Below are 23,476 nucleotides of genomic sequence, written 5' to 3' on the forward strand. Positions count from 1 at the left end.
CAGCCGACACCTTTAGCTAGTGCGCACCGGACCACCGGTGCGCGCTTTACGCCAGCAAGTTTGTTATTGTGAAGATCACGCTAGTCTTATCCACAGACGTTCAAACCCTTGCCGTGCCGCTGCTACAGACATTTCTGTGACACCTTAGCCAACAGTGACAACCGGATGTCCTTCAATGACGGCAGGGACTTGCCCCGTTTGCTGCCACCGCCTATGCAGATATAAACCACCACCAAAGGGCGAGACATGCGAATTCTCATCACCAATGACGACGGCATCAGTGCTCCGGGGCTTGTGGTGCTGGAAAACATTGCTAAGGCCCTTGCCGGTCCGCAGGGCGAAGTCTGGACCGTAGCCCCCGCATTTGAACAATCCGGCGTTGGCCACTGCATCAGCTACACCCACCCAACTATGCTAACCAAACTGGCTGAACGCCGCTTCGCCGCCGAAGGCTCACCAGCTGACTGCATATTGGCTGGCCTGCATGTTGTGATGAAGGATGCCCCCCCCGATCTGGTACTGTCCGGCGTCAACCGAGGTAACAATTCGGCTGAAAATACACTTTACTCGGGCACCTTGGGCGCCGCGATTGAGGCCGCCCTGCAGGGGGTCCCCGCCATTGGCCTGTCGCAGTACTTCGGCCCAAAAAACTATGAGCTGCCCAACCCGTTTGAAGCCGCTTCAGTACATGGAACTGCCCTTATCTCTCGCATAATAGAGGCCGGCGTTCAGTCAAATCAGGACTACGGACTGTTCTATAACGTCAACTTTCCGCCGGTTCCAGCAGCCGAGGTCAAAGGAACACGGGTGGCAGCCCAAGGCTTGCGCCCCGGTACCTCGTTCACCGCAGAACCGCAGCTGTCGCCAACCGGGCGGCCCTACCTGTGGATCAAGGGCGGCGATCAGCATATCCCCACAGCCCCCGGCACGGATGCTGCGGTCAATCTGGACGGCTACATCTCGGTCACGCCAATGCGCGCCGACCTGACGGCCCATGACGCAATGGAGGCCCTGAAGGTCATCCAATGAGCAGCCTCGATCCCGAAACCAAGATGCAGTTCCTGTTTGCCCTCCGCTCTAAGGGGGTTACCGAGGCGCGGGTACTCAACGCGATGGAAGAGATCGATCGCGGCCCATTCATTCGCGGGTTGTTTGCCCAAAGGGCCTACGAGGACATGCCCCTGCCAATTGCCTGTGGCCAAACCATTTCGCAGCCGTCAGTCGTCGGCTTGATGACACAGGCCCTGCAGGTGTCCGCGCGCGATACCGTGCTCGAGGTCGGCACCGGTTCTGGCTATCAGGCGGCAATCCTGTCGAAACTTGCACGCCGCGTCTATACCATCGACCGTCACGCCCGTTTGGTACGCGAAGCGCGGCAACTTTTTGAGAGCCTGCAGCTCAGCAATATCACCTCGCTTGTCGGTGATGGCAGCCATGGCTTGCCCGATCAGGCGCCGTTTGACCGCATCCTTGTCACCGCCGCCGCCGAAGACCCTCCGGGCCCGCTCTTGGCCCAGCTCAAGGTCGGCGGTATAATGGTGGTCCCTGTGGGCCAGTCCGATACGGTTCAAACCCTGATCCGGGTGGTAAAGACCGAAGACGGGCTGGAATACGATGAATTACGCCCTGTTCGCTTTGTTCCCCTGCTTGAGGGTCTGGGCAAAGAGACATAAATACCCCTAACCGAGGCTCAATCGGGGCCTCATCAGCAGCCAGAAGTGCTGAACACATGATTGACTGAGTGCATACCCCCGGCGCAGAAGGGGGATCGCATTTCGAGGAGAGCAGAATGCCGGTGACTTCCACGCGAACCCGCCGCCTGACAGGTAAACCGACACGCAGCCTGATACGCGGCACGGCCATCGTGTCACTGGTCGCTCTGACTGCAGCCTGCGAAGGACCGCTAGATTACGACCTGCGCGGACAAATCGGCGCCTTCAACACCTCAAATGCTGCTCAGACGGCCACAACCGGCCGACCTGACGCCGATGACCGCGGTTTGATCACCTACCCCAACTACCAAGTCGCCGTCGCCCGCCGTGGTGATACTGTTGCTGACATTGCAACACGAGTTGGTCTGCCGGTGGACGAAGTAGCACGTTTTAATGGTGTAAACTCCACAGACGGATTGCGCCCCGGTGAAGTTCTGGCCTTGCCACGCCGCGCGCCGGATCAGGTGATATCCAGTGGCCAGGCCAACCCAGGATCGGTTGATATTGAGCAGCTAGCCGGATCAGCTATCGATGGCGCCGCCACGACCTCGCCCAATCCCGGATCTGTAACAACAACGCAATTGCAGCCAGCGCCGTCGAGGGTAGAAAAACCCGAAGTACAACCTGGCCCCGAACCAGTACGTCACCGGGTGGCACGAGGCGAAACCGCCTATACTGTATCACGCCTGTACCAGGTCCCGGTCAAAGCACTCGCCGAGTGGAATGGGCTAGGCAGCGATTTTGCCATTCGCGAAGGTCAGTACCTTCTGATCCCGCTAAAGGATCAGTCCGCACCAGCCGTGGCTGCGCCTGCCGCTGTCACATCCGTGACAGTACCGGGTGAAGGCACAACCACACCGACGCCACCGAGTTCGACCAAACCCTTGCCACAGGAAACTGTAGCCCCCGCCGCCGCGGCGCAAGATGTGCCAGAAGTTGAAGTGCCACAGCCAACCCGCAGCAGTCAGGCTGCCATGAGCTTTCCAGTGCAGGGCAAGATCATCCGGGCTTACTCCAAGGGTAAAAACGACGGTATCGACATTGCTGCAGCAGCAGGAACAGCAGTCAAGGCCGCCCGTAGCGGCACTGTGGCTGCCATCACCGAAGATTCCAACAAAGTACCAATCATCGTCATCCGCCATGATAGCAAACTGCTGACCGTCTATGCCAACGTGGACAACATCTCGATCAAAAAGGGCGACCGGGTCAAGCGCGGCCAGACTATCGCCAGCCTGCGCAGTGGTGACGACGCCTATGTCCATTTTGAGGTCCGCGACGGGTTCGATTCCGTCGATCCACTGCCCTATCTACAATAGAACAGCGGGAATGGCGCCACGGCGCCATGCCTGCGGCGCGAGTATTTTGGCAAAAAGAAACAAGGGCGCGTTCGTTAGCGCAGCGCGATCCCTTGACGCCCCGCCAGATCCACAAAGAACTGCCATGCGACACGCCCTGAACGCGCACCACGTGTGGCCTGCCATTCAATCGCATCAGCCCGGAGCTGCGCAGCGTCGGTTTCCACGCCATAGGCGCTGCAATAGCCATCTATCATCGCCAGATACTCATCCTGATCACAAGGATGAAAGCCCAGCCACAGCCCAAAACGATCCGACAGCGAGACCTTTTCCTCAACTGCTTCGGACGGGTTTATGGCACTGGAGCGTTCGTTTTCGATCATGTCGCGTGGCATCAGGTGGCGCCGATTTGAGGTGGCATAGAACACCACATTTTCCGGCCGACCTTCGATTCCACCATCCAGCACCGCCTTCAGGCTCTTGTAGTGCTGGTCATCATGGCTGAACGACAGGTCATCACAGAACAGGATAAACCGCTGTTTCGCATTGCGCAGGTGATGCAGCAATCGCGCCACCGAGGGCAGATCTTCGCGTTGCAGCTCGACCAGTTTCAAATCCGAATGATCCTTCAGCAGCGCCCCATGCACCGCCTTGACCAGGCTCGACTTACCCATGCCCCGCGCGCCCCACAGCAAGGCATTGTTGGCGCCGTGACCACGGGCAAAGCGACGGGAGTTTTCCATCAGCGTGTCGCGGGAGCGGTTGATGCCAACCAGCAGTTCCAGATCCACCCGACTAATATCGGCCACCGGCTCCAGCCGTTCAGGCTCCACATGCCAGACAAAGGCCGAGGCCGCGTCGAAATCCGGTGTCGCCAGCGGTGCCGGTGCCATCCGCTCCAAAGCTTCGGCAATGCGGGTTAGTGTGATCTGGTCCATGGGGGCCTCCGTCCATCCTTGGAGGGTTTCAAACCACGTTCCACCGGGGGCGGCAAGTGGTCCTATTCAGCGAGACCCTGCCAATAGAAAACCAAACCCACAAAAATCACAAGAATTGGCTATACTACCCCCAAGCCAGATAAAAGGAGACCACCATGCTCTACCCTCTCGCCTCGCTCGAATCTGACAAGCTCAACGCGATCCAGAACCTTGAAAAAGTTATTGGCGGCCCAGTGGTGGCGCTGGCCGGGGTTGAGGCCAAGACAGCCGAGCTGCCCGAAGACCAGTTGCAAAAGTTGCAAGAGCTGGAAGAGGAACTGGGGATCGTATTGGTTGCGGTACGGCCGAATTAGGCCCTCCATTCAAGCGGATGTACAAGGTGCTGCCCCTCCAGTCCCTTAAAGGAAACTGTGATTGGCGTGGCAAGACGCAAACCCGCCACCCCTCCGACCATCTCCCTAGTGACGTTTGAGATAAGTATTTCACCCGCTTTGGCGTGAGTTGTTATCCGAGCGGCCATATTTACGACGGTTCCAAAGAAATCACCTCGAGTTTGAACAACATCACCAGTGTGTATACCAATCCGCAACCCCAAGCGTGGTTCCTCTTTTGCTTCGAAAACCCGCCTTTGCATTTTAATGGCAGCATCAAGGGCCTCATGCGTGGAAGAGAAGCTGGACAATGTACCATCCCCCAGCGACTTAACGAACTGGCCATGATGCGCCTTCACTATGTCCTCGACAACGCGAAAATGATCATTGATCAGGGTCGACCAGCGCTGGTCACCTAACGTTGCTGCTAGCTTAGTGCTACCTTCTAGATCGGTGAATAGTACCGAAGCTAGGCCTTCGGTCTGGTTCAATGCGGGGCCTTCATCACGCGCAGTGTCCGCCAGACGTTGGATTTCTGTTTGCTCCCTGCCCATATGGACAATATTTGGGACTGGAGCCGATCCATGGCGCTGCATGATTTTCCACCCTGCGCCTTCCAGTACAAAAACAAGTGTAGTGCGTTGGATGCTTGCCTCGGGCAAACCTTCAAAATGGATGCGATGCACAAAAGAGGACCAGCCGGTTTCACCGTTTTCAAAGGCTTCCGCCTCCTCTTCCTCAACAGAGATCAATGCAGGAATCTCCGCAAAAAAACCAGCCACCCCATCACCGACCACTGACCCGTTCCAGTATTCGTTGTCCGCGGTTCCGATAAAACGCAACTCTTCCGCAGCGGACATGAAGTCTCTCAGGATTTCAGTATTCCCGGTTAAAATCGCCTGATGCCAGCGCCTTGAAACCGCAAGAAGTTCTGGTGATGTCCGGATCATCTTTTTCGCCTCACTTTCGGCTCAGGAGATTGTTCTCCAGTACCTCCTCTGAAAACACCCGAAGACCGCAGCTTTAAACTACAATTCAGTCACGGCATTTGAATTGAATGAGCCTTCCCACTCCAAACTCGTTCTTCGACGACAGTCGCTTAAACAACCAACTTAGCACGTCCAACAAAAAAGGCGCACCATCTCTGGCGCGCCTCTCTAATTCTCTAAGCCTCAGACTTACTTGTCCTTGCTGTCATCCACTTCGTCAAAGTGAGGTTCAAAATCCACGTCGTCATCCTCATCTTCGTCGTCGTCATAGAACCCTTCAGCCCGCAGCTTGGCTTCGCGTTTCACCTCAACCCGGCCAACCAGGAAGATCGACACTTCGTACAACCCATAGACCACCACAAACAGGATCACCTGCGTGATCACATCCGGCGGTGTCACCAGCGCGGCAAGCAGCAGAATGGCAACCACCGCATACTTGCGCACCGACTTCAGTCCCTCGGCACTGACCAGACCTACCTTGCCCATCAGCGTCAGCAACACAGGCAGCTGGAAACACATGCCAAAGGCCACGATGAACTTGATGGTCAGGTTCAGGTATTCCTGCGCCGACCCCTGAAACACCACGCTCAGCGGTGCTGCGGTTGCGTCCGGAACGGCTTCTCCACCCGATCCAAACTGCTGGAATCCAAGAAAGAACTCATAGGCCAGCGGCGTCACAACGTAGAACGCAAAGCTGGCACCCAGCGCGAACATGAAAGGTGACGCCAACAGGAACGGCAAAAACGCGCCCTTCTCGTTTTTGTACAGCCCCGGTGCCACAAACCGCCAAACCTGCATCGCCAGATAGGGGAATGACAGGATCAAACCGCCCAGCAGCGACACTTTGATCGCAACGAAAAAGCCTTCTTGGGGTGAGATAAAGATCAGGTCACAGTCCTGCCCCCGATCCGCCAGCACCTGACACAATGGATTGGTCAGAAAGTTGAAAATCGGCGTCGCCACGGTAAAGCAGATGATCATACCGATCAAAAACGCCACCACCATGTGGATCAACCGATTGCGCAACTCGGCCAGATGCTCGATCAGCGGCGCAGTGCTGTCTTCGATCTCTTCAGTCTGGCTCATGTTTTACTCTCATCATCAGTCTTCAGCGCCGCCTCGGCTTCTTCTGCCTTGGCCAGTGCCTCGGCCGCTTCACGGGCTTTCCGCTCGGCCGCCACGCGGGCAGTGGATGCCTGAATCTTCTTGGCATCCTCAGCCCGTTCAGCCGCCAGCTTCCCGGTTTCACTGTTCGGGTCGATCTTGCCCAGATCTGGCCCCTTGCCGGTAAAGTCCATGCTCTTGGCCATATCCTGTGCCGCATCCCGCACGCCATCCATCGCCGTACCAACAGGGTTGGTCGCAGCCTTCAGGCCTTTGGTGACGTCCTTGATGCCGGACTGGTCAGCGGCATCATTCATGGCGCTGCTAAATTCGCGCGCCATGCCCTTGGCCTTGCCGACGGCGCGTCCGACGGTGCGGAACATCACGGGCAGGTCCTTGGGGCCCACCACGATCAGCGCGACAACGCCAACCACCAGCATTTCGGTCCAACCCAGATCAAACATAGTGGATTATACCTTGTCGGTGTCGGTTTCCGGAGTCACGTCTTTGGCGGTTTCCGAAGCTTCTTCTTCCAGCTCTTTCTGGCCTTCGTTGATGCCCTTTTTGAATGATGTGATGCCTTTGCCGACTTCACCCATCAGGGAACTGATTTTACCGCGTCCAAACAGAACCAGAACCACAACAGCGATCAGCAGCAGACCTGGAAGGCCAATATTGTTCAACATAAGAATGTCTCCTTTATTCCCGGCGTCCATCCACGCCGTATATTCGTTTCACTAGTGGTTCTACGCCCGACACGAATTGATCGAAAGCAACAACACTATCCTGACAGTGGGTTCCAAGACCTTTTCCCAACTTTTCTGCCACCGGCCGAACCCAACTGACAGGTTTATGTCAGTTGCCCCCTGCTAGGTCCAGAGCGTCAACACACATAGGAGATGACAAATGAAGAATGCAGTCGCTGAAATCGTGACCTTCGCCCTGGCCGATAACGTAAAATCAGCTGATTTTGTTGAAATCAGCAAAGGCACCGAATCCTTTGTGCGCGGCCTGCCCGGCTTTGTGCACCGCCAGCTCAGCGAAGGGGAAGACGGAAAATGGACCGACTATGTCATTTGGGAAAGCATGGAGGCCGCCAAGTCCGCAGCCGCAGAGTTCATGAAGGCAGGCTGCACTGCCGAGCTAATGGCAGCCATTGCTCCTGACAGCGCGTCCATGCGTCACGAAAACGTCCTGTGGCAGATGGCGGCTTGACGAGACAGGTCAGAGCGGGACAAGGGTTACACCATGCGCCGCTCCGACCGCCTCTTTGATATCATCCAGATCCTACGCGATGGCAAACTCCATCGCGCCCAAGACATCGCGGACCGGCTAGAGGTGTCGGTCCGCACCATTTACCGCGACATGGACACGCTGGTTGCCTCAGGTGTCCCGGTCGAGGGCGAGCGCGGCGTCGGTTACATGGTGCGCGAGGCAATCACCCTGCCCCCCGTTACCCTAACCACCGAAGAACTTGAGGCCCTGAACCTTGGCATGGCCATTGTTGCCGAGGCCGCCGATGATGATCTGAAAAGAGCAGCCCTATCGCTGGCCGACAAGATCGACGCCGTACTACCGACCAGCACAGTGGCCGAGGCCGACGCCTGGAAATTCGCGGTCTACCCATTTGCCGATGCCACCCGTGGTTTCACTCACATGCCCACCCTGCGCGCAGCGATAAAGTCGCGACAGAAACTGCATCTCGACTACCGCCGAATCGACGGCGTCTCAACCTCTCGCACCATCCGGCCCTTGAACATGGAATACTGGGGCCGCGTCTGGACCCTTACTGCTTGGTGCGAAACCCGCGATGATTTCCGGGTGTTCCGTGTGGACCTAGTCGAGGCCGCCACCGCTTTGCCAGAACTGTTCGTGGATGAACCCGGCAAGCGGCTGTCTGACTACGACCCGGAAAAGACAGCCTAACCAAGCTCAAACGTTGTGACACCAAATACCTTGTCCACGTCAATATCCGAAGCAGGCCCACGGTACATTCGCGCAGTCTCAAACACCGGAGCCAATCCCAGCGACTGCGCAACGCCAACCGCCGCGCCGTTTGGCTCTGGCACGTCCAGAAAAACCTCAGCTCCCGGTTCGATGCCTTTCAGCAGCCGTGCCAAAACAGCCTCAGCCACCTGCGACGAGCCTGCCACTAACGGCCCAACCTTGTACCCTTCGCGGCAGGGTCGAATGGTTCCAAACCCGACCAGATCCCCATCCAAAACCGCCTGCACCGTCGAATGCCCTGCAGCTTGTACCCATCCCTGCCAGAAATCATGACGCGCAGCAGGAAACACCCCGCGATCCAGTGCCTCCAGCTGCGCGTCCGGCACTGTGACCTCACGCAACTCTAGCCCGGCAACCGTCTTCCCCGGCAATATCTCGGGCACACCGCCATACCGAATATTGCGATAGGCCAGCTCAAACCCTGAGGCGCGATAGTTATCTTGCTGATCGACCACGCCATCCAACCCAACCACGCGGTCGCCTGCGTGCTCTAACGCGCGCTGCCACAGCTGCAACCCAAAACCACGCCCTCGCCAGCCCTGTGCCACAATGTAAAAACCAAGAAAGGCAAACCCCGGATCGTAATTGACCACTGAAATTGACGCGATCATCTCGCCATCAACCCAGCCGCCCCAGAACCCTTGTGGATCTACCCGAACAAAGCACGCCGCATCCTGAGCGCCGGGGTTCCAGCCTTCCGCCGCAGCCCATTCCACCATCAGATCCCGATCTGCCGCCGACATCACCTGCATAGTGTAAGAAGAGTTCATCTGTGCCCCCAACGCGCCAATCACAGCGGCAGGCTGGCACACTCAGCGTGGAAACACAAAACACCGGTTGCGTTTCACCGTCAGCCACATCACCCGGCCTGCCTCGGGCAGGAATACATTGGGCACTGTCGCTTTCAGGATCGAACCATCGTGGTCCATCTTGAATTCCACCAGGCTCTCATGCCCCAAAAAACGCGCTCTCTGAACGGTCCCACGGGCCGCCACACCGTCACTTGGCGTAGGTAACGGGCCCGTACCAGCACGGTCAAAGTCAATTTTCAGGTGTTGAGGCCGGAAAACAATGTCCACATCGGTGCCATCAGGCAGACCTGGTGCCAGAAACCCACCAAACGGAGTTTCCGCCAGTGCGCCCTGCACATGTGCCTTTAGCACATTGGTATCGCTAAAAAACGCAACCGCCGCATGGTCGACCGGTCGGTTATAGACATTATACGGCGCGCCCTGCTGCACGATTTTACCACCGCGCATCAGCGCAATCTCATCTGCCATCCGCATGGCTTCTTCCGGCTCGTGCGTAACCAGAAGAACCGCCGTGTCTTCCTCTTTCAGCAGGCTTAGCGTTTCATCGCGAATGCCGTCGCGCAGCCGGTTGTCCAGCCCAGAAAACGGCTCATCCATCAGCATGATCCGCGGCCGTGGCGCCAGTGACCGCGCCAGCGCAACCCGCTGTTGCTCGCCCCCTGACAGCTGATGTGGAAACCCGTCAATGAACCGCAGCAAATCCACACGCGCCAACAGTTCCTCTGCCCGTGCGCGCTTCGCCTCCTTGGTCCCTTTCAGGCCAAAGGCCACGTTGTCACCCACACTCAGATGTGGAAACAGCGCAAAATCTTGGAACATCAGCCCGATTTCACGGCGCTCAGGCGGCACCCGGTAATCGGTGTCACAGATCAGCTTGCCATCAACATAGATCTCGCCGCTGTCCTGCATCTCAACCCCAGCGATGATCCGCAAGGTGGTCGACTTACCGCAGCCCGACGGCCCCAACAGGCATGTCACCTGCCCGGCCTGAATACGAAGCGACACATCGTCCACCACGGCGCGGCCATTAAAATGGCGCACGAGGTTACGAATTTCCAGACGAGGAGTGGTCTGCATCGCGCTGACCTCAGGAGCGGTATTCATGATCGAAGTGCAGCCTCACTGACGTTGAACAAGGGAAACCCTCGGATTTCCAAGATCGGATATCAACCCGCCCCCCTTGGCGCAAGCATTCAACAACAAGATGCGACACTGCCTTCCGCTTGCCCTTCCACAAACGGGCTCTCGCCACCGCATCCTTCGAAAATACCGTAATGGGTATCAAAATTGCCGATAAACTCAAAATGCTCCGTAAACCGGGTCTCTTTCAGCATCATCCAGGTATTGCCGCAAACCGGGAAGACCTTGCCCGTCTCAATCACATGATGATCATCCAAAACAAACTCATGCGGCGCATGTGGGATATTGCCCTTGTAGATAACCGCTTGGCCAAAATCCTCACAGGCCGGTTCCAGCCCGGCCAACTTGAACAGCCGATAGGTTGCCGACAGAAACTTCAGCGGCGCAATCCGCTCTTCCAGCTTAGGGTTTTCAATAGTCAGCGGCCGCGCCTCTACCCGGCGCGGGTCGCCAAAACCTGCCGCCCGCGCCAGTGTCAGAAAATCATTCCAATACAAGGCACCGGACAGGCACTCGCCATACAACACCTCATCTTTGGCCATCGCCTCCGGCACCCGCCGATCCGCATAAACATCCGAGAAATACATCTCGCCGCCCTCTTTCAGCAGGTGATGTACACCGCTCAGCACTGCAGCCTTGTCAGTGGCTAGGTTGATCACACAGTTAGAGACGATGATATCAAACGATCCTGGCTCCAATTCCAACTCATCCAGCTTTTCAATAAAACCATGGTGGAATTCGACATTAGACGCGGCATAACCAAATTTCTCGGCATGATAGGCCTGATGCGCCCGCGCCACATCCAACTGCGCCGGTGTCATGTCAACGCCAACAACCCGGCCACGTTCACCAACCATGGCCGACAGTGCATAGACATCCCGCCCCGCGCCACAGCCCAGATCAAGAATTCGCATCCCCTCCAGCGCCAACGGCGCGATCAGGCCACAGCCATAATACCGCGTCAGCACCTCATCATGGATCTGCGATAACACCGCTTTTACATGATCCGGCATGGCGTCAGGCGTGCAACAGGCATTGGTCTGCAAATCCTCACTCCCCTGCAGCACTTCGCCATAATATTTCTGTACAGATTGATGTTCCATAGTCGCGCCTTCAAATCCCCATCCCCGTCCGGCTACCGCCGCCAGACAGGTACTGCAACCCAATCCACAGCCTTTGACAAAAGAGTGACAGCCAAAAACCGCTCCCTTGTTCATCTGGCCACAACTATCCCGAGGGAGGAGCCCACAAGGTTCCGGTGGCAGAACCCCACTTTATAAACTTGCGGGCCGAGCCTTCATTCAGGCCACCATCTCAAAGCTAACCTCATCGCGGACGCGGCCGTTCACCATCAGCTCCAGCTTATGCGGGCCGGGCATCAAGGTGAATGTCCTTGCATTGCCCTTCATCGGGTGGCGTTTACTCAGCGACAGCCCCTTGCCCCCCAGTTTCGCCTGCTTCAACTTGAACACCTTGACCGAGATCTTGCCGCTAGGGCGCTGAAAATGCAGCCGGTAGTCAACCAACACCGGTAACTCCTTGGCTGCCTTCAGGTGGCATGAGAACTCCAACGCCTCGCCAATGCGCACCGTTTCGGCTTTCAACTCCACTTCGACATCCAGCTCAACGTCGGGATCATACCCCAACATCGTCATCGCCCTTGGATGCCCAGCCTTGATCAGGCCTCGCAGCGCATGTGACGTCATCCAGTCCAGTTCCTTGCGGTCCTGGCGTGCCATCTGTTGCCAGGCCTCCAGCCGGTCCAACACTAGATCCGGATCTTTTTTGGTGATGTCATTCAAATGATTGGCCACCGATCGAGTCACATATCGAGTCTTATCCCCATGCAGCACATCCAGCAGCGGCAGCGGGTCATGCAGCTCAAGCCCGACCGCCTCTCCCCAAGGCAAACGCGGCCGCGTGCCTTCAGTTGCCAGTCGGCGAACATGATAGTTCTCGTGCACAGCCCAGCCCTGCAACCGCTCCATCACCTCATCCGGCCAACGGTTCAGAAACGGACGAATGGCCCATTCCATCGAAAACCGCTTGGTGATCTCCTCGATCATGTCCAAAGCCAGATCACGGTGATCCTCTAGCCCCTTGGCAATCACAAATTCGCCCAGCGGCGCAAAGATGAAATCACCAAAGTCGTCATCCGTCTTGCGCGGATCCAACGGCGCGGGCAGCGCAGCCCGCAGGGTATCCGCCACCGCAGGCAATTCCCCCGGCAACATGTCCCCCAGAACCTCAGCAATCCAGGATATCCGCTGCTTCAGCTCCAACTCCAGCAGTTGCTCCATCACTTGCGCCTCGAACCTATCCGCATTGAACTGCGGATCAGCTCCGGCAAAAAGGCTCGCTAGATAGCGAACCTTTTCACGGTTGAACAACTGGTCCTTCAAAGAGAACACCTCAGCCATCTTACATCACCGTATTCGTTGCGCCGCCATCCAGCAGGATGTTCTGGCCTACAATAAACCCGGCATGCTGCGAACACAGGAACGCACAGGTCGCACCAAACTCACCACGCGTGCCATAGCGCCCTGCCGGAATGGTGGCACTGCGCTGCGCCTTGGCCTCTTCCATGGAAATTCCCTGCTGCGCTGACACACCTGTATCCAGCGCCACCGCCCGATCAGTTGCATGAATACCCGGCTGCAGGTTGTTGATGGTCACGCCGTGCCCCGCCACCTGCCGAGCCGTTCCGGCCACGTAACCAGTCAAACCAGCCCGCGCAGAGTTCGACAGACCCAGCACCGCAATTGGCGCTTTGACCGACACACTGGTGATGTTGACCACCCGGCCCCAGCCACGCTCCATCATACCCGGCAACAGTGCCTTCATCAGCGCAATCGGCGCCAGCATATTGGCATCAAGTGCTGCGATGAAATCGTCACGGTCCCAGTCGCTCCACATCCCCGGAGGCGGACCACCCGCGTTATTTACCAAGATATCAACGCCTTCAGCGGCCTTCAGCACCTTGGCCTGCCCCTCGGCAGTGGCAATGTCAGCGGCAACCGTAACAACATCCACACCATACTGGTCGCGGATCGCTTGCGCCGCGTCCTCTAGCGCCTGCGCCCCACGCGCATTCATCACCAGATTGACACCAGCCTCAGCCAAGGCCTCGGCGCAGCCCAGACCCAAACCCTTGCTGCTGGCACAGACCAGCGCGCGTTTACCGGAAATTCCCAGTTCCATAGTATTCTCCCCTAAGACATACGAACATTTTGACGACACCCTTGCACCGGCATCATTGAATTGACCACCCCCGCTTGCCCGCAAATCTGCGTGATCCGGTCCAGCTACAGACACATTTGCGCGCAATAACAGGTGGACGCGCCCCAGAAATGCCACCATATCAAAGTGTGGCTCACCCAAACCCAAGGTCTCCAAGTGCACATCGAATACGGTCACATCCAGTCTGTCCTCGCCTACCCCGCCTCGGGCTTTCGCGTGCACGTCGGTGCCAATATGGGCGATACTCTCAGCGTTCTGGATGACCTGATGCTGGATGACACCTACCAGCTGGACCAAGGTGCCAAGCCACAGCGACTGGCGATATTGGCAAATCCGGGCGGTGACCTGCAAATCGGCAACCAGACCGAATTGGGCACGCCCAATGCCGATCTGCACCTAGATTGCGTCCTTAGCCTGATGTCGCCGGACGGCAGCATAACCGAGGCCCTATTGCTGGTCGAAGTCGATGCCGATGGCATGATTGCAGCCATATTCATTTTGCCCCTGTCCCCGATGCTGGCACAGACCGACTATGTGCTGGTCCGCGGTGAACGCGACGATGCGCGCAAGAGACTGGCCCAGATTGCCAGCGTTTCCTTTAGTCGTGGCACCCACATCACCATGGCGTCCGGCGCCCAGGTACCCATTGAGCACCTCAAGGCCGGCGACCGGGTTCTTACCCGCGACGACGGCCCCCAAATGGTCCGCTGGGTTGGCCAAACCACCCACCGCGCCATTGGCAATATGGCCCCGATCCTTATTCGGGCCGGTGCGCTGAACAACGAAAATAACCTGGTAGTCAGCCCCGACCACCGTCTGTTTGTCTATCAACGCAGCGACGAAATCGGCGCTGGCGTACCCGAACTGCTGGTCAAGGCACGCCACTTGGTGAACGGCACAACCGTCGTGGTTCAGGACGGCGGCTTTGTCGACTATTTTCAAATCCTGTTCGACCGACACCACATCATCTACGCCGAAGGCATCGCAGCCGAGTCGCTGTTGATCGACTCGGTCACTAAGCACACATTGCCGCCTGAACTGCAGGAACAACTGTCGTCGCAGATGAACGCCCATGGCCGCCGAGACGACCACGGGCTTGATGTGCAAAAGGCGCTGCTGGATCGCCCTGACGCAATCGCAGCCCTGAAACGTTCATCGCTTCGATAACACCCAACTGCGATGGTCTAGGCATGGGCAAGTGCCCCTTGCTCGTCTAGCTCATCTCGCTTGTAGTCCTTTATCATCATGTCCGGGTTCCCCAGGATCCCCTGAGTGATCAACAACCTCATACGGTTGCCATCGTAATACCGTTCCTCGACGATTTTCCCGTCGCTCCACTGCTGCCAGCACATCCCGTCTATCCGATGCGGCACGCCTTCGGCTGTGCAAAAACTGGTTTTGTTTCTGAACACACAAACCTGCAAATCATCAATGATCTTCACATCGGTAATCGCCCCGTCAATGGATGCTGCAGAGGCAATAAACGGCACCTGCTTTCGCCGTCCTTCGGCAGCGCCAGTTGCAAATAGGACGTCATTTGCAAACATGAGCCCATCACCAGCAAAAAACTGGTCAAAAGCCTCCAACGGTTTTCCAGCGCGCAGCAACGCCACCTGCGTGTTAACACAATCAGCAAAAACACTCTTTTCCATATCGATACCCAATTCTTCTAAACCGCAAATAGACCACAGCGCCCAGCGAGAGAACATAAATAGAACATCCAGCAATTCACGGTCAACAGCCAGCTGCGTTTCTCCTGACAGTTTCTGGCATCAGACTGCAGCTTGGGTAGCAAGTTGCAGTCCCAAAAGGCCCGCGCCTGACCTTGGGGAGGTGCAAAGCGCCTTCCCGGGGGGAAGGTCAGGCGCGGGCCGATCGGCTACGCCTCACGTCCCATGTGAAATCCTGCAAGCCCTGTATTATGGATTGCTCTGTTAGTGTGATAGGATCCGCCCGGTTGCGCCTAAAACAGATGCGGCTCATGCCCGTCGAAAAAAGCTTTCTTGCCCAATCTAGCGTCCCTTCTCCATTTCCCGCACCTTGGCATGAGCATTCAGGAACAACCGTGGCGTCACGTTATCCCCGACATAGGCCTCTATGTGTCCACTTAGCAGCGCCATCCAGTAAATCCGCAGCACCGCATTTATTCGGCGCCCGTATCCTAGCCCAAGTTTACGAAACCAGCGCACCATGTCGGCGTCCAGCCGGATGGTCACGCGGGTCTTGTCCCGGTCCAACCGCTCCCAACTGTCCATGCCACTCCAATCCTCGGGCAGGCTCTTGTCCAGCCACTCGCGGCGCATCGCGTCTTGATGGGTCTCCAGTTCCAGTTGCATTTCCGTGCTGGCTGATTTTCGATTGTATGTCACAGTACCACAGCTTTCTGCCTGTTGCGGGAACGGGCATCCTGCGCCCAATTCGTTAACCCGTCCCAAGCACAGCGAACGGTGCATGCGTGGTGCACGTATGGTGCACGCGTAACACCCCCGCGTTTTCCTTGCTTCTGGGGCGTTTCTTACCTATACGCGCGCTCATGTTGGACACTGCCTCAAACCGCCCCGAATTGCCGAGCGAAATCGCCCGCCGCCGCACCTTTGCGATCATCTCGCATCCGGATGCCGGTAAGACGACTCTGACGGAAAAGTTTCTACTCTATGGTGGCGCGATCCAGATGGCTGGACAGGTCCGCGCCAAGGGTGAGGCGCGCCGCACCCGCTCCGACTTTATGCAGATGGAAAAAGACCGCGGTATATCGGTCAGCGCCTCGGCAATGTCGTTTGATTTCGGGAACTTCCGGTTTAACCTTGTTGACACCCCCGGCCACTCGGACTTCTCCGAAGATACTTATCGCACCCTGACCGCAGTGGATGCGGCTGTTATGGTGATCGATGGTGCCAAGGGTGTGGAAAGCCAGACCCAGAAACTGTTCGAGGTCTGCCGCCTACGCGATCTGCCGATCCTGACCTTCTGTAACAAGATGGACCGCGAGAGCCGGGAAATCTTTGACATCATTGATGAAATTCAGGAAAATCTGGCCATCGACGTGACCCCGGCCAGCTGGCCTATCGGGGTTGGCCGTGATTTCATCGGCACCTACGACATCCTGCACGACCGGTTGGAACTGATGGACCGCGCTAACCGGAACAAGGTCGCGGAAAGTGTTGAAATCAATGGCTTGGACGACCCCAAGCTGGCTGAATATGTGCCTGAGCACCTGCTGGAAAAGTTCCTGGAAGAGCTGGAGATGGCGCGCGAGCTGCTACCAGCACTGGACCCTCAGGCGCTGCTCGACGGAACCATGACACCGATCTGGTTTGGCTCGGCGATTAATTCCTTTGGTGTTAAAGAGTTGATGGACGGAATTGCCAAATACGGCCCAGAGCCTCAGGTGCAAACCGCCCAGCCCCGCAACATCGCCCCGGAAGAGAAAAAGGTCGCCGGTTTTGTGTTCAAGGTTCAGGCCAACATGGACCCCAAACACCGCGACCGCGTCGCCTTTGTCCGCATGGCCTCGGGTCATTTCAAACGTGGCATGAAGCTGACCCACGTGCGCACCAAAAAGCCGATGGCGATTTCAAACCCTGTACTGTTCCTGGCCTCGGATCGGGAACTGGCAGAAGAGGCTTGGGCCGGTGATATCATCGGCATCCCGAACCACGGCCAACTTCGCATTGGCGACACCCTGACCGAGGGTGAAGCCCTTCGTGTCAGCGGCATTCCATCCTTTGCGCCTGAACTGCTGCAATCCGTTCGTGCCGGAGACCCCTTGAAATCCAAGCACTTGGAGAAGGCACTGATGCAGTTCGCCGAAGAAGGTGCTGCCAAGGTGTTCAAGCCCTCGATCGGTTCTGGCTTTATCGTCGGTGTTGTAGGCCAGCTTCAATTCGAAGTTCTCGCCAGCCGGATTGAGATGGAATACGGGCTGCCAGTACGGTTTGAACAAAGTCAGTTCACCTCTGCGCGTTGGGTTGCCGGGGACAAACAGGCGATGGACAAGTTCATCAACGCCAATGGCCAGCATATCGCTCACGACCATGACGGCGACATCGTCTACCTGACCAGAATGGCGTGGGATATCGATCGGGTTGTACGTGACTATCCAGACCTGAAACTGACAGCGACGAAAGAGATGATGGTTTGAGGACAGAAGAACACTGCTCAGTTCTTTTCACCCCGCAAAATAGGTGCCCAGCCCGGCAAAACTGTCGGGCTGGGATACTGATCCGATGACCCGCTGGGGCCTTGTCTCCACCATCAAGGCCGAGGCCGACGATGTTCTGAATTTTGCCGCCTATCATATCGAGGCAGGCGCCCACCGTCTGTTCATCTATCTTGATGCCCCCTGCCCCAAAGCAATGCCCTTTCTGCAGGCGCATCCGAAGGTTCGGGTTATTCACTGTGACGAGGCCTATTGGCTAAAGCGCCGCAAATCCCGCCCCAACAAACACCAAGTCCGCCAAACCCTGAACGCCACCCGTGCCTATCGTCAGCAAGCCAGAGAACTGGACTGGCTAGTTCATATGGATGTGGACGAGTTTCTGTGGAGCGAAGACCCGATCGACCAAACTCTAGGTAACCTGCCGCAGGATGTATTCTGCGCCCGGGCCAGACCGATAGAGTCACTCGGCAGCAATGGTACCGCGTTCAAGGCGCATATGCCCAGAACCCCTCGGCGTAACGCTATTGTTCAAAGCCTGTACCCCAAGTTTGGAGACTACCTGAAGGGCGGCTTCCTTAGTCATGAACAGGGAAAGGTGTTCGCCCGCACTGGTTCCGACGACGTTAAGTTCCGCATCCACAATGTCTTTGTGGACGATGCATCAAACCCTGATCAAGTTGAGCTCCCGACAGTGGATCTGTGCCATCTTCACAGCAAGAACTGGGACGATTGGATCGCACAATATCGCTACCGTCTTCAGAAGGGTTCGTACCGATCCGAGCTAAAGCCAAATCGCTCTCGCGAGAACGGCGGCGCGACCCTTCATGAGGTCCTTAGCATGCTGGAAGCAGAAGACGGTGTAGCAGGTTTGCGATCTTTCTACGATGAAATCTGTGCAGATACGGCGGAACGACGCGCCCAATTGAAAAATCATAATCTTCTTAAGCTCCGCGACCTGAATTTAGCTGAAAAACGACGGACACATTTCCCAGAATACCAGTGATTTGTCTCCCAGTTGCGCCAATCCAAACTTTGGCGCGACATATGGCCGACTTCATTTGACCCGTGGCCCTGTTTTTGGTATTCCCCGCCGCGAGCCGATCGTGCAGAACGCACAACGACCAACCGGGTCCGGCCATCTAAATGTACGTGCGGTCCAAGTCAGCGTCCGCGAAACGCGGAAACACATGACGAAATTTTCTGATCTGAATCTAAACCCCAAAGTTCTAAAAGCGATCAACGAAGCGGGCTATGAAACCCCTACTCCGATCCAGGCCGAAGCCATTCCGCCTGCTCTGGAAGGTCGCGATGTTTTGGGCATTGCACAGACAGGGACTGGCAAAACAGCCTCTTTTACCCTGCCTATGATCACTTTGCTGGCCCGTGGCCGTGCCCGCGCGCGCATGCCGCGCAGCTTGGTTCTGTGTCCGACACGTGAACTTGCTGCCCAGGTTGCCGAAAACTTTGACACCTACACCAAGCACCTGAAACTGACCAAAGCACTGCTGATCGGCGGTGTTTCGTTCAAAGAACAGGATGCTGCAATCGACCGCGGTGTGGACGTTCTAATCGCAACGCCTGGTCGTCTGCTGGACCATTTTGAGCGCGGTAAACTGATTCTCTCTGACGTTAAAGTCATGGTTGTGGACGAAGCCGACCGGATGCTCGACATGGGATTCATCCCAGATATCGAACGTATTTTTGGCCTGACCAATCCCCTGACCCGTCAGACGCTGTTCTTCTCGGCCACAATGGCACCTGAAATTGAGCGTATCACCAACACCTTCCTGTCGGCCCCTGCCCGTATCGAGGTGGCCCGTCAGGCAACCACCTCCGAGAACATCACGCAAGGCGTCGTTATGTTCAAAGCCTCGCGTCGTGACCGCGAAGGCAGTGAAAAGCGTAAGCTCCTGCGGACTTTGATCGACCTTGAATGCGATAAGTGCACCAACGCGATTATCTTTTGCAACCGCAAGATGGACGTGGATATCGTTGCCAAGTCACTGAAAAAATACGGCTACAACGCGTCTCCGATCCACGGTGATCTAGAGCAGAGCCACCGGATGAAAACCCTGGATTCGTTCCGCGATGGATCGCTGCGTTTTCTGGTTGCTTCCGATGTTGCGGCCCGTGGTTTGGATGTTCCAAACGTCAGCCACGTGTTCAACTTTGATGTGCCAAGTCATGCCGAAGACTATGTGCACCGCATTGGCCGTACCGGTCGCGCTGGTCGTGATGGCACTGCTATGATGATCTGCGTCCCCAAGGACGAAAAGAACCTTGCCGGCATCGAACGTCTGGTCCAGACCGAGATTCCGCGTCTGGAAAACCCACTGAAATCCGCCAAGTCTGAAAAGACCAAGGACGGCGACACAGAGAAGAAATTCACTGGCCGTACTCGCCGTTCGTCCAAGTCGGACAGCAAGCCAAGCGAAGCCACCGATGCAGCGCCAGCGGCACAGGCTGACGCACAGACCGAAGCACCAGCTAAGGATGCGCCAGCTGAACGTCAGAGCAAGTCGGATAACCGCCGGTCAAACGCTGGCTCAAACGACAATCGCGGCAAGTCAGGCGACAACCGGTCTTCGTCACGGTCATCCAACCGTTCACGCGGGGGACGCGACAACGGCAAGACAGTTGTTGGCCTAGGTGATCACCTGCCCAGCTTTATCGCGCTCAGCTTTGAAGAGCGCCGCGCAGGCTGATTGGACAACCTGATCATGAGCAATTCAGGCCGTACCCAGTGGGTGCGGCCTTTTTACTTTAGAGTTCTGCTCATGTGCATATTGAAGCGCGGTTGGCGGTCTAACGGCTCCATTCACCATTGTTTGACCCAAATTGCTGGGAGAATTGGAATTGTCCCGATTGGACGCACTATGGTCAGTTCAATCTTGGCCCACAGTACGAATTTTCAGAGGTCTTCGCAATTTTGCATGTGGCCTAACTGATCGGCCTTCAATCCTTGGCCATCACCTCGGCCATACTCCACTCCCCACAACGTGAAAAGTGAAACGGCACTGCATTCTTCGCAGGCTTCTTTTCCCCGAATAGGTTCTGGCACAGCGCGCTGATAACGCCATAGTGGCTAACAAACAGCACAGGTTTATCTGGAAAGTCGTTTTGCCAATTGTCCACGCTCGTAGAGACCCGCTGGCAAACATCGCCCCAGGGTTCACTATCCGCCGAAAGGCTTTCCATCGTTACAAAATCTAGCACGGAGATACCGGCAGGAACTATTTCGCTGAGCAGCTGTCCCTCGAAGGCACCAAAATTGCGTTCTATCAAGTCATCATCTGTCATGACCGGAACGCCGAGACGGTCGGAAATTATTGTTGCAGTTCGATGCGCCCTAAGAAGTGGACTACTGACAATGGCCCCGACAGATTGACCCACTAGGCTTTCAGCCGAGACCTTCGCCTGGGCAATGCCGGTTGAATTGAGCGGCTGGTCAGATCGCCCTTGCAGGCGGCCTTGTATATTCCAGTCCGTTTGCCCGTGGCGGACAAACAGGAATTCTCTTTTATTTTTCGCATCTTGTTTCATTTGCCTTGTATTGCACTGCGCTCAGGTCTGTGCAAGTTGGCTGCCGGCCTGTAGTTAGTATCGGTACAGGTCAGACAGACCTGACTACGACCAGGCCTTAGGACTTTGTTAAAGCACGATTGCAATTGCTGCATGGCGGCAATGCTAACTTGGCCGATGTTATCCAAACCAGTCTCGCCTATCTGCTATTCCAAGCAACGACACTAGATACACCGACGCGAGAAGAACACATGTCCCAGTTTGACACACCGAACCTGACTACCGCTGATATCCGGGCCATCGAGGCCCGCGCCCACCAGCTTCGCAGCGAAGCGATGCGCGACATGATGCGTGCCCTTGGCCGCGGCATCGCAGCGGTTCCGCACAAGGTTGTGAGCCTATTCCACCGCTCGCACCCTGCATAATAGACAACCAGTTACCACTCACTTGAACAGAAAACGCCCCGGTCGGAACAACCGGGGCGTTTTGCATTTTGTTAGCTTAGGGTGACCCAAAGGGTCACCGCATCCGGCTGACAACCACGGTTACTTCGGGTTTTTTGCCGATCTCGTTATTGGCAGACTGTCTGGCAACCCGACGCAGACCTTCTTCCAGTTTGTCGTCATCGCGCAGGGTCTTTTTGTTAGACCGTGTCAGGAACTGGTTCAGGTCCTTCTCCAAAGTCTCGACCAAACCATCCTTGGAGCGACCGGTCTCTGCCAGACCTTTGATATCACACCAAGGTTCACCCAGCGGTTCGTCTTCCTCGTCCAGGATAACAGTGACCACCACATGGCCGTTCAACGCCATACGGATACGGTCCCGAACGATACCGTCCATCGCGCCGACCTTGACCGAGCCATCCAGATAGGTGCGGCCAGTGTCGACGTATTCAGCGACTTCTGGCGTGTCGCCAGTCAGGTCCATCATCATGCCGTTGACGACAACTGCGCTAGCCATGCCTTTGCTGATACCAAGGCGCGAGTGTTCCCGCAGGTGGCGGTGTTCGCCATGCATCGGGATCAGCATCTTGGGCTTCACTAGATCGTGAAGAGTTTCCAGGTCCGGACGGTTGGCGTGGCCCGATACGTGATACAGGCCCGAGCTGTCATCGACGATATCCACGCCCTTTTCCGAGAGCTGGTTCATGATGCTAATCACGCCCTTCTCATTGCCCGGAATGGTCTTGGAGGAGAACAGGAACAGATCGCCCTCTTTCAACTGTAGTCCACGGTACTTGCCACGCGCCAACTGGGCCGAGGCAGCGCGGCGTTCGCCCTGACTGCCTGTAACCAGCAGCATCACGTTCTCACGCGGCATCTGGGTGGCTTCCTCGGGGCTGACAACCGATGGGAAATCCGTCAGCACACCGGTTTCAACAGAAGCCTCGATCATCCGCTGCATCGCGCGGCCCAGCAGAACAACAGATCGACCTGCCCGCTCGCCTGCTTCGGCCAGTGTCTTCACACGTGCTACGTTCGACGCAAAGGTGGTGGCAACAACCATGCCCTTGGCATCCTGAACCAACTTGGTGATCTCGGGGCCCAGTTCCAGCTCTGATCGGCCAGGGTTCGGAGAGAACACGTTGGTACTGTCACACATCAACGCCTGTACGCCGCCTTTGCTCAGCTCAGTCCAGACCGCTGGGTCAAAAGGCTCGCCTACAATCGGCGTTGGATCGGTTTTGAAGTCACCCGAGTGCAGAACACGGCCCGCAGGCGTATCGATGACAAGACCGCCGCTTTCGGGAACCGAGTGCGAGATAGGCACGACACCAATGCTGAAAGGGCCCAATTTGGTCACTTCCGGCCATGCAGAAACCGTGCGCACAGCCTCTTCCGGATGGCCGTGCTCTTTCATCTTGCGGCGCGCAATATTGGCGGTGAAGGCACGTGCATAGATTGGCACGTTCAGCTTGCCATACATATGCGCTACACCGCCAATGTGGTCTTCGTGGGCGTGGGTGATAAAGATGCCTTCGAGCTGACCGGCGCGCTCTTGCAGCCAGGTCATGTCAGGCATGATCAGGTCAACACCAGGGGTACTGTCCATATCCGGGAAAGCCACGCCCAGATCCACCAGGATCAGGCGCTCTTTGCCAGGTTTGCCATAGCCATAGACATAGGCGTTCATACCAATTTCGCCTGCCCCACCGAGGGGCAGATAGATCAATCGTTCAGTGCTCAT

At 56.7% G+C, this 23,476-nt stretch carries 26 protein-coding genes; 11 read left to right on the forward strand and 15 right to left on the reverse strand.

The features are described from left to right. Positions 1-122 precede the first annotated feature (122 nt). Positions 123-248, reverse strand: a complete 126-nt coding sequence (locus DL239_RS21775) for a hypothetical protein (RefSeq protein ID WP_255456207.1) — start codon at positions 246-248, stop codon at positions 123-125. On the opposite strand from DL239_RS21775, the gene surE reads away from it, so the two are divergent. The 3 genes from surE to DL239_RS00390 all read left to right on the forward strand — a co-directional run bounded on the left by surE (position 247) and on the right by DL239_RS00390 (position 3,028). After that, positions 247-1,029 carry a 5'/3'-nucleotidase SurE gene (surE, locus tag DL239_RS00380; protein ID WP_167681109.1) on the forward strand — a complete coding sequence of 261 codons (783 nt, stop codon included), beginning with the start codon at positions 247-249 and terminating at the stop codon, positions 1,027-1,029. The genes DL239_RS21775 and surE overlap by 2 nt on opposite strands. Further along, positions 1,026-1,673 carry a protein-L-isoaspartate(D-aspartate) O-methyltransferase gene (locus DL239_RS00385; protein WP_167681111.1) on the forward strand — a complete coding sequence of 216 codons (648 nt, stop codon included), beginning with the start codon at positions 1,026-1,028 and terminating at the stop codon, positions 1,671-1,673. Before surE ends, DL239_RS00385 begins: the two co-directional genes overlap by 4 nt. Before the next feature lie 116 nt (positions 1,674-1,789). Further along, a complete protein-coding gene (locus DL239_RS00390) occupies positions 1,790-3,028 on the forward strand; it encodes a peptidoglycan DD-metalloendopeptidase family protein (protein WP_167681113.1) in 1,239 nt (412 codons plus the stop codon). A 74-nt stretch (positions 3,029-3,102) separates the two neighbouring features. Here the strand turns inward: DL239_RS00390 and DL239_RS00395 are convergent, their stop codons facing one another. Continuing rightward, positions 3,103-3,945 carry an ATP-binding protein gene (locus DL239_RS00395; protein WP_167681115.1) on the reverse strand — a complete coding sequence of 281 codons (843 nt, stop codon included), beginning with the start codon at positions 3,943-3,945 and terminating at the stop codon, positions 3,103-3,105. Positions 3,946-4,100: 155 nt separating this feature from the next. Between DL239_RS00395 and DL239_RS00400 the strand changes: the two genes are divergently transcribed. Next, entirely contained in the window at positions 4,101-4,298 is a 198-nt protein-coding gene (locus tag DL239_RS00400; RefSeq protein ID WP_167681117.1) for a hypothetical protein, read from the forward strand. On the opposite strand, the gene DL239_RS00405 is transcribed toward DL239_RS00400, so the two are convergent. The 4 genes from DL239_RS00405 to tatA all read right to left on the reverse strand — a co-directional run bounded on the left by DL239_RS00405 (position 4,295) and on the right by tatA (position 7,095). After that, positions 4,295-5,266 carry an adenylate/guanylate cyclase domain-containing protein gene (locus DL239_RS00405; RefSeq protein ID WP_167681119.1) on the reverse strand — a complete coding sequence of 324 codons (972 nt, stop codon included), beginning with the start codon at positions 5,264-5,266 and terminating at the stop codon, positions 4,295-4,297. The two genes, DL239_RS00400 and DL239_RS00405, sit on opposite strands and share 4 nt — an antisense overlap. A 228-nt stretch (positions 5,267-5,494) precedes the next feature. Further along, entirely contained in the window at positions 5,495-6,391 is an 897-nt protein-coding gene (tatC, locus tag DL239_RS00410; RefSeq protein ID WP_167681121.1) for a twin-arginine translocase subunit TatC, read from the reverse strand. Then, a complete protein-coding gene (gene tatB, locus DL239_RS00415; protein WP_167681123.1) occupies positions 6,388-6,873 on the reverse strand; it encodes a Sec-independent protein translocase protein TatB in 486 nt (161 codons plus the stop codon). Before tatB ends, tatC begins: the two co-directional genes overlap by 4 nt. Before the next feature lie 6 nt (positions 6,874-6,879). Beyond that, positions 6,880-7,095, reverse strand: a complete 216-nt coding sequence (tatA, locus tag DL239_RS00420) for a twin-arginine translocase TatA/TatE family subunit (protein ID WP_167681125.1) — start codon at positions 7,093-7,095, stop codon at positions 6,880-6,882. 220 nt (positions 7,096-7,315) lie between these two features. Between tatA and DL239_RS00425 the strand changes: the two genes are divergently transcribed. Further along, positions 7,316-7,624 carry a hypothetical protein gene (locus DL239_RS00425; protein ID WP_167681127.1) on the forward strand — a complete coding sequence of 103 codons (309 nt, stop codon included), beginning with the start codon at positions 7,316-7,318 and terminating at the stop codon, positions 7,622-7,624. Positions 7,625-7,657: 33 nt separating this feature from the next. Next, positions 7,658-8,335, forward strand: coding sequence for a helix-turn-helix transcriptional regulator (locus tag DL239_RS00430; protein ID WP_167681129.1), 678 nt, complete (start codon positions 7,658-7,660; stop codon positions 8,333-8,335). Here the strand turns inward: DL239_RS00430 and DL239_RS00435 are convergent. From DL239_RS00435 to DL239_RS00455, 5 genes are all read right to left on the reverse strand, one after another. After that, on the reverse strand, positions 8,332-9,186 hold the full coding sequence (locus DL239_RS00435) for a GNAT family N-acetyltransferase (RefSeq protein ID WP_167681131.1): 855 nt from the start codon (positions 9,184-9,186) through the stop codon (positions 8,332-8,334). The two genes, DL239_RS00430 and DL239_RS00435, sit on opposite strands and share 4 nt — an antisense overlap. Before the next feature lie 42 nt (positions 9,187-9,228). Next, a complete protein-coding gene (locus tag DL239_RS00440; RefSeq protein ID WP_167681133.1) occupies positions 9,229-10,332 on the reverse strand; it encodes an ABC transporter ATP-binding protein in 1,104 nt (367 codons plus the stop codon). An 89-nt stretch (positions 10,333-10,421) separates the two neighbouring features. Further along, complete coding sequence (locus tag DL239_RS00445) at positions 10,422-11,471, reverse strand: methyltransferase domain-containing protein (RefSeq protein ID WP_167681135.1); 1,050 nt, start codon at positions 11,469-11,471, stop codon at positions 10,422-10,424. A 198-nt stretch (positions 11,472-11,669) separates the two neighbouring features. After that, positions 11,670-12,788 carry a YhaZ family DNA alkylation repair protein gene (locus DL239_RS00450; RefSeq protein WP_167681137.1) on the reverse strand — a complete coding sequence of 373 codons (1,119 nt, stop codon included), beginning with the start codon at positions 12,786-12,788 and terminating at the stop codon, positions 11,670-11,672. 1 nt (position 12,789) lies between these two features. Continuing rightward, a complete protein-coding gene (locus DL239_RS00455) occupies positions 12,790-13,569 on the reverse strand; it encodes an SDR family oxidoreductase (protein ID WP_167681139.1) in 780 nt (259 codons plus the stop codon). 165 nt (positions 13,570-13,734) lie between these two features. Between DL239_RS00455 and DL239_RS00460 the strand changes: the two genes are divergently transcribed. After that, positions 13,735-14,775: a Hint domain-containing protein gene (locus tag DL239_RS00460; protein ID WP_369410516.1), complete on the forward strand. Its 1,041-nt coding sequence runs from the start codon at positions 13,735-13,737 to the stop codon at positions 14,773-14,775. Between the two features lie 17 nt (positions 14,776-14,792). Here the strand turns inward: DL239_RS00460 and DL239_RS00465 are convergent, their stop codons facing one another. Both DL239_RS00465 and DL239_RS00470 read right to left on the reverse strand, forming a co-directional pair. Further along, positions 14,793-15,260, reverse strand: a complete 468-nt coding sequence (locus DL239_RS00465) for a hypothetical protein (protein WP_167681141.1) — start codon at positions 15,258-15,260, stop codon at positions 14,793-14,795. A gap of 360 nt (positions 15,261-15,620) precedes the next feature. Then, positions 15,621-16,061 carry a BrnA antitoxin family protein gene (locus DL239_RS00470; RefSeq protein WP_206188293.1) on the reverse strand — a complete coding sequence of 147 codons (441 nt, stop codon included), beginning with the start codon at positions 16,059-16,061 and terminating at the stop codon, positions 15,621-15,623. 80 nt (positions 16,062-16,141) lie between these two features. Here DL239_RS00470 and DL239_RS00475 point away from each other — a divergent pair, with 80 nt between their 5' ends. The 3 genes from DL239_RS00475 to DL239_RS00485 all read left to right on the forward strand — a co-directional run bounded on the left by DL239_RS00475 (position 16,142) and on the right by DL239_RS00485 (position 20,472). Beyond that, positions 16,142-17,749 (forward strand): peptide chain release factor 3, encoded by a 1,608-nt coding sequence (locus DL239_RS00475; protein ID WP_167681145.1) that lies wholly within the window; start codon positions 16,142-16,144, stop codon positions 17,747-17,749. Between the two features lie 85 nt (positions 17,750-17,834). Then, complete coding sequence (locus DL239_RS00480; RefSeq protein WP_167681921.1) at positions 17,835-18,770, forward strand: glycosyltransferase family 2 protein; 936 nt, start codon at positions 17,835-17,837, stop codon at positions 18,768-18,770. A 184-nt stretch (positions 18,771-18,954) separates the two neighbouring features. Beyond that, positions 18,955-20,472, forward strand: a complete 1,518-nt coding sequence (locus DL239_RS00485; RefSeq protein ID WP_167681147.1) for a DEAD/DEAH box helicase — start codon at positions 18,955-18,957, stop codon at positions 20,470-20,472. Positions 20,473-20,722: 250 nt separating this feature from the next. Here the strand turns inward: DL239_RS00485 and DL239_RS00490 are convergent, their stop codons facing one another. Then, complete coding sequence (locus tag DL239_RS00490; protein WP_167681149.1) at positions 20,723-21,310, reverse strand: histidine phosphatase family protein; 588 nt, start codon at positions 21,308-21,310, stop codon at positions 20,723-20,725. A gap of 230 nt (positions 21,311-21,540) precedes the next feature. Here DL239_RS00490 and DL239_RS00495 point away from each other — a divergent pair, with 230 nt between their 5' ends. Further along, the gene (locus DL239_RS00495) at positions 21,541-21,714 is read left to right on the forward strand and encodes an RSP_7527 family protein (protein ID WP_167681151.1); all 174 of its coding nucleotides are present in this window, start codon (positions 21,541-21,543) and stop codon (positions 21,712-21,714) included. 94 nt (positions 21,715-21,808) lie between these two features. Here the strand turns inward: DL239_RS00495 and DL239_RS00500 are convergent, their stop codons facing one another. Continuing rightward, on the reverse strand, positions 21,809-23,476 hold the full coding sequence (locus DL239_RS00500) for a ribonuclease J (RefSeq protein WP_167681153.1): 1,668 nt from the start codon (positions 23,474-23,476) through the stop codon (positions 21,809-21,811).

Origin of the sequence: Parasedimentitalea denitrificans (assembly GCF_011813015.1) — a bacterium.
GTDB lineage: Bacteria > Pseudomonadota > Alphaproteobacteria > Rhodobacterales > Rhodobacteraceae > Parasedimentitalea > Parasedimentitalea denitrificans.

Excerpts from the sequence above, each read along its gene's own strand:
- surE (WP_167681109.1), top strand. The coding sequence starts at position 247 with ATGCGAATTCTCATCACCAATGACGACGGCATCAGTGCTCCGGGGCTT.
- DL239_RS21775 (WP_255456207.1), bottom strand. The coding sequence starts at position 248 with ATGTCTCGCCCTTTGGTGGTGGTTTATATCTGCATAGGCGGTGGCAGC.
- DL239_RS00385 (WP_167681111.1), top strand. The coding sequence starts at position 1,026 with ATGAGCAGCCTCGATCCCGAAACCAAGATGCAGTTCCTGTTTGCCCTC.
- DL239_RS00390 (WP_167681113.1), top strand. The coding sequence starts at position 1,790 with ATGCCGGTGACTTCCACGCGAACCCGCCGCCTGACAGGTAAACCGACA.
- DL239_RS00395 (WP_167681115.1), bottom strand. The coding sequence starts at position 3,945 with ATGGACCAGATCACACTAACCCGCATTGCCGAAGCTTTGGAGCGGATG.
- DL239_RS00400 (WP_167681117.1), top strand. The coding sequence starts at position 4,101 with ATGCTCTACCCTCTCGCCTCGCTCGAATCTGACAAGCTCAACGCGATC.
- DL239_RS00405 (WP_167681119.1), bottom strand. The coding sequence starts at position 5,266 with ATGATCCGGACATCACCAGAACTTCTTGCGGTTTCAAGGCGCTGGCAT.
- tatC (WP_167681121.1), bottom strand. The coding sequence starts at position 6,391 with ATGAGCCAGACTGAAGAGATCGAAGACAGCACTGCGCCGCTGATCGAG.
- tatB (WP_167681123.1), bottom strand. The coding sequence starts at position 6,873 with ATGTTTGATCTGGGTTGGACCGAAATGCTGGTGGTTGGCGTTGTCGCG.
- tatA (WP_167681125.1), bottom strand. The coding sequence starts at position 7,095 with ATGTTGAACAATATTGGCCTTCCAGGTCTGCTGCTGATCGCTGTTGTG.
- DL239_RS00425 (WP_167681127.1), top strand. The coding sequence starts at position 7,316 with ATGAAGAATGCAGTCGCTGAAATCGTGACCTTCGCCCTGGCCGATAAC.
- DL239_RS00430 (WP_167681129.1), top strand. The coding sequence starts at position 7,658 with ATGCGCCGCTCCGACCGCCTCTTTGATATCATCCAGATCCTACGCGAT.
- DL239_RS00435 (WP_167681131.1), bottom strand. The coding sequence starts at position 9,186 with ATGAACTCTTCTTACACTATGCAGGTGATGTCGGCGGCAGATCGGGAT.
- DL239_RS00440 (WP_167681133.1), bottom strand. The coding sequence starts at position 10,332 with ATGAATACCGCTCCTGAGGTCAGCGCGATGCAGACCACTCCTCGTCTG.
- DL239_RS00445 (WP_167681135.1), bottom strand. The coding sequence starts at position 11,471 with ATGGAACATCAATCTGTACAGAAATATTATGGCGAAGTGCTGCAGGGG.
- DL239_RS00450 (WP_167681137.1), bottom strand. The coding sequence starts at position 12,788 with ATGGCTGAGGTGTTCTCTTTGAAGGACCAGTTGTTCAACCGTGAAAAG.
- DL239_RS00455 (WP_167681139.1), bottom strand. The coding sequence starts at position 13,569 with ATGGAACTGGGAATTTCCGGTAAACGCGCGCTGGTCTGTGCCAGCAGC.
- DL239_RS00465 (WP_167681141.1), bottom strand. The coding sequence starts at position 15,260 with ATGGAAAAGAGTGTTTTTGCTGATTGTGTTAACACGCAGGTGGCGTTG.
- DL239_RS00470 (WP_206188293.1), bottom strand. The coding sequence starts at position 16,061 with ATGCACCGTTCGCTGTGCTTGGGACGGGTTAACGAATTGGGCGCAGGA.
- DL239_RS00475 (WP_167681145.1), top strand. The coding sequence starts at position 16,142 with ATGTTGGACACTGCCTCAAACCGCCCCGAATTGCCGAGCGAAATCGCC.
- DL239_RS00480 (WP_167681921.1), top strand. The coding sequence starts at position 17,835 with ATGACCCGCTGGGGCCTTGTCTCCACCATCAAGGCCGAGGCCGACGAT.
- DL239_RS00485 (WP_167681147.1), top strand. The coding sequence starts at position 18,955 with ATGACGAAATTTTCTGATCTGAATCTAAACCCCAAAGTTCTAAAAGCG.
- DL239_RS00490 (WP_167681149.1), bottom strand. The coding sequence starts at position 21,310 with ATGAAACAAGATGCGAAAAATAAAAGAGAATTCCTGTTTGTCCGCCAC.
- DL239_RS00495 (WP_167681151.1), top strand. The coding sequence starts at position 21,541 with ATGTCCCAGTTTGACACACCGAACCTGACTACCGCTGATATCCGGGCC.
- DL239_RS00500 (WP_167681153.1), bottom strand. The coding sequence starts at position 23,476 with ATGAGCACTGAACGATTGATCTATCTGCCCCTCGGTGGGGCAGGCGAA.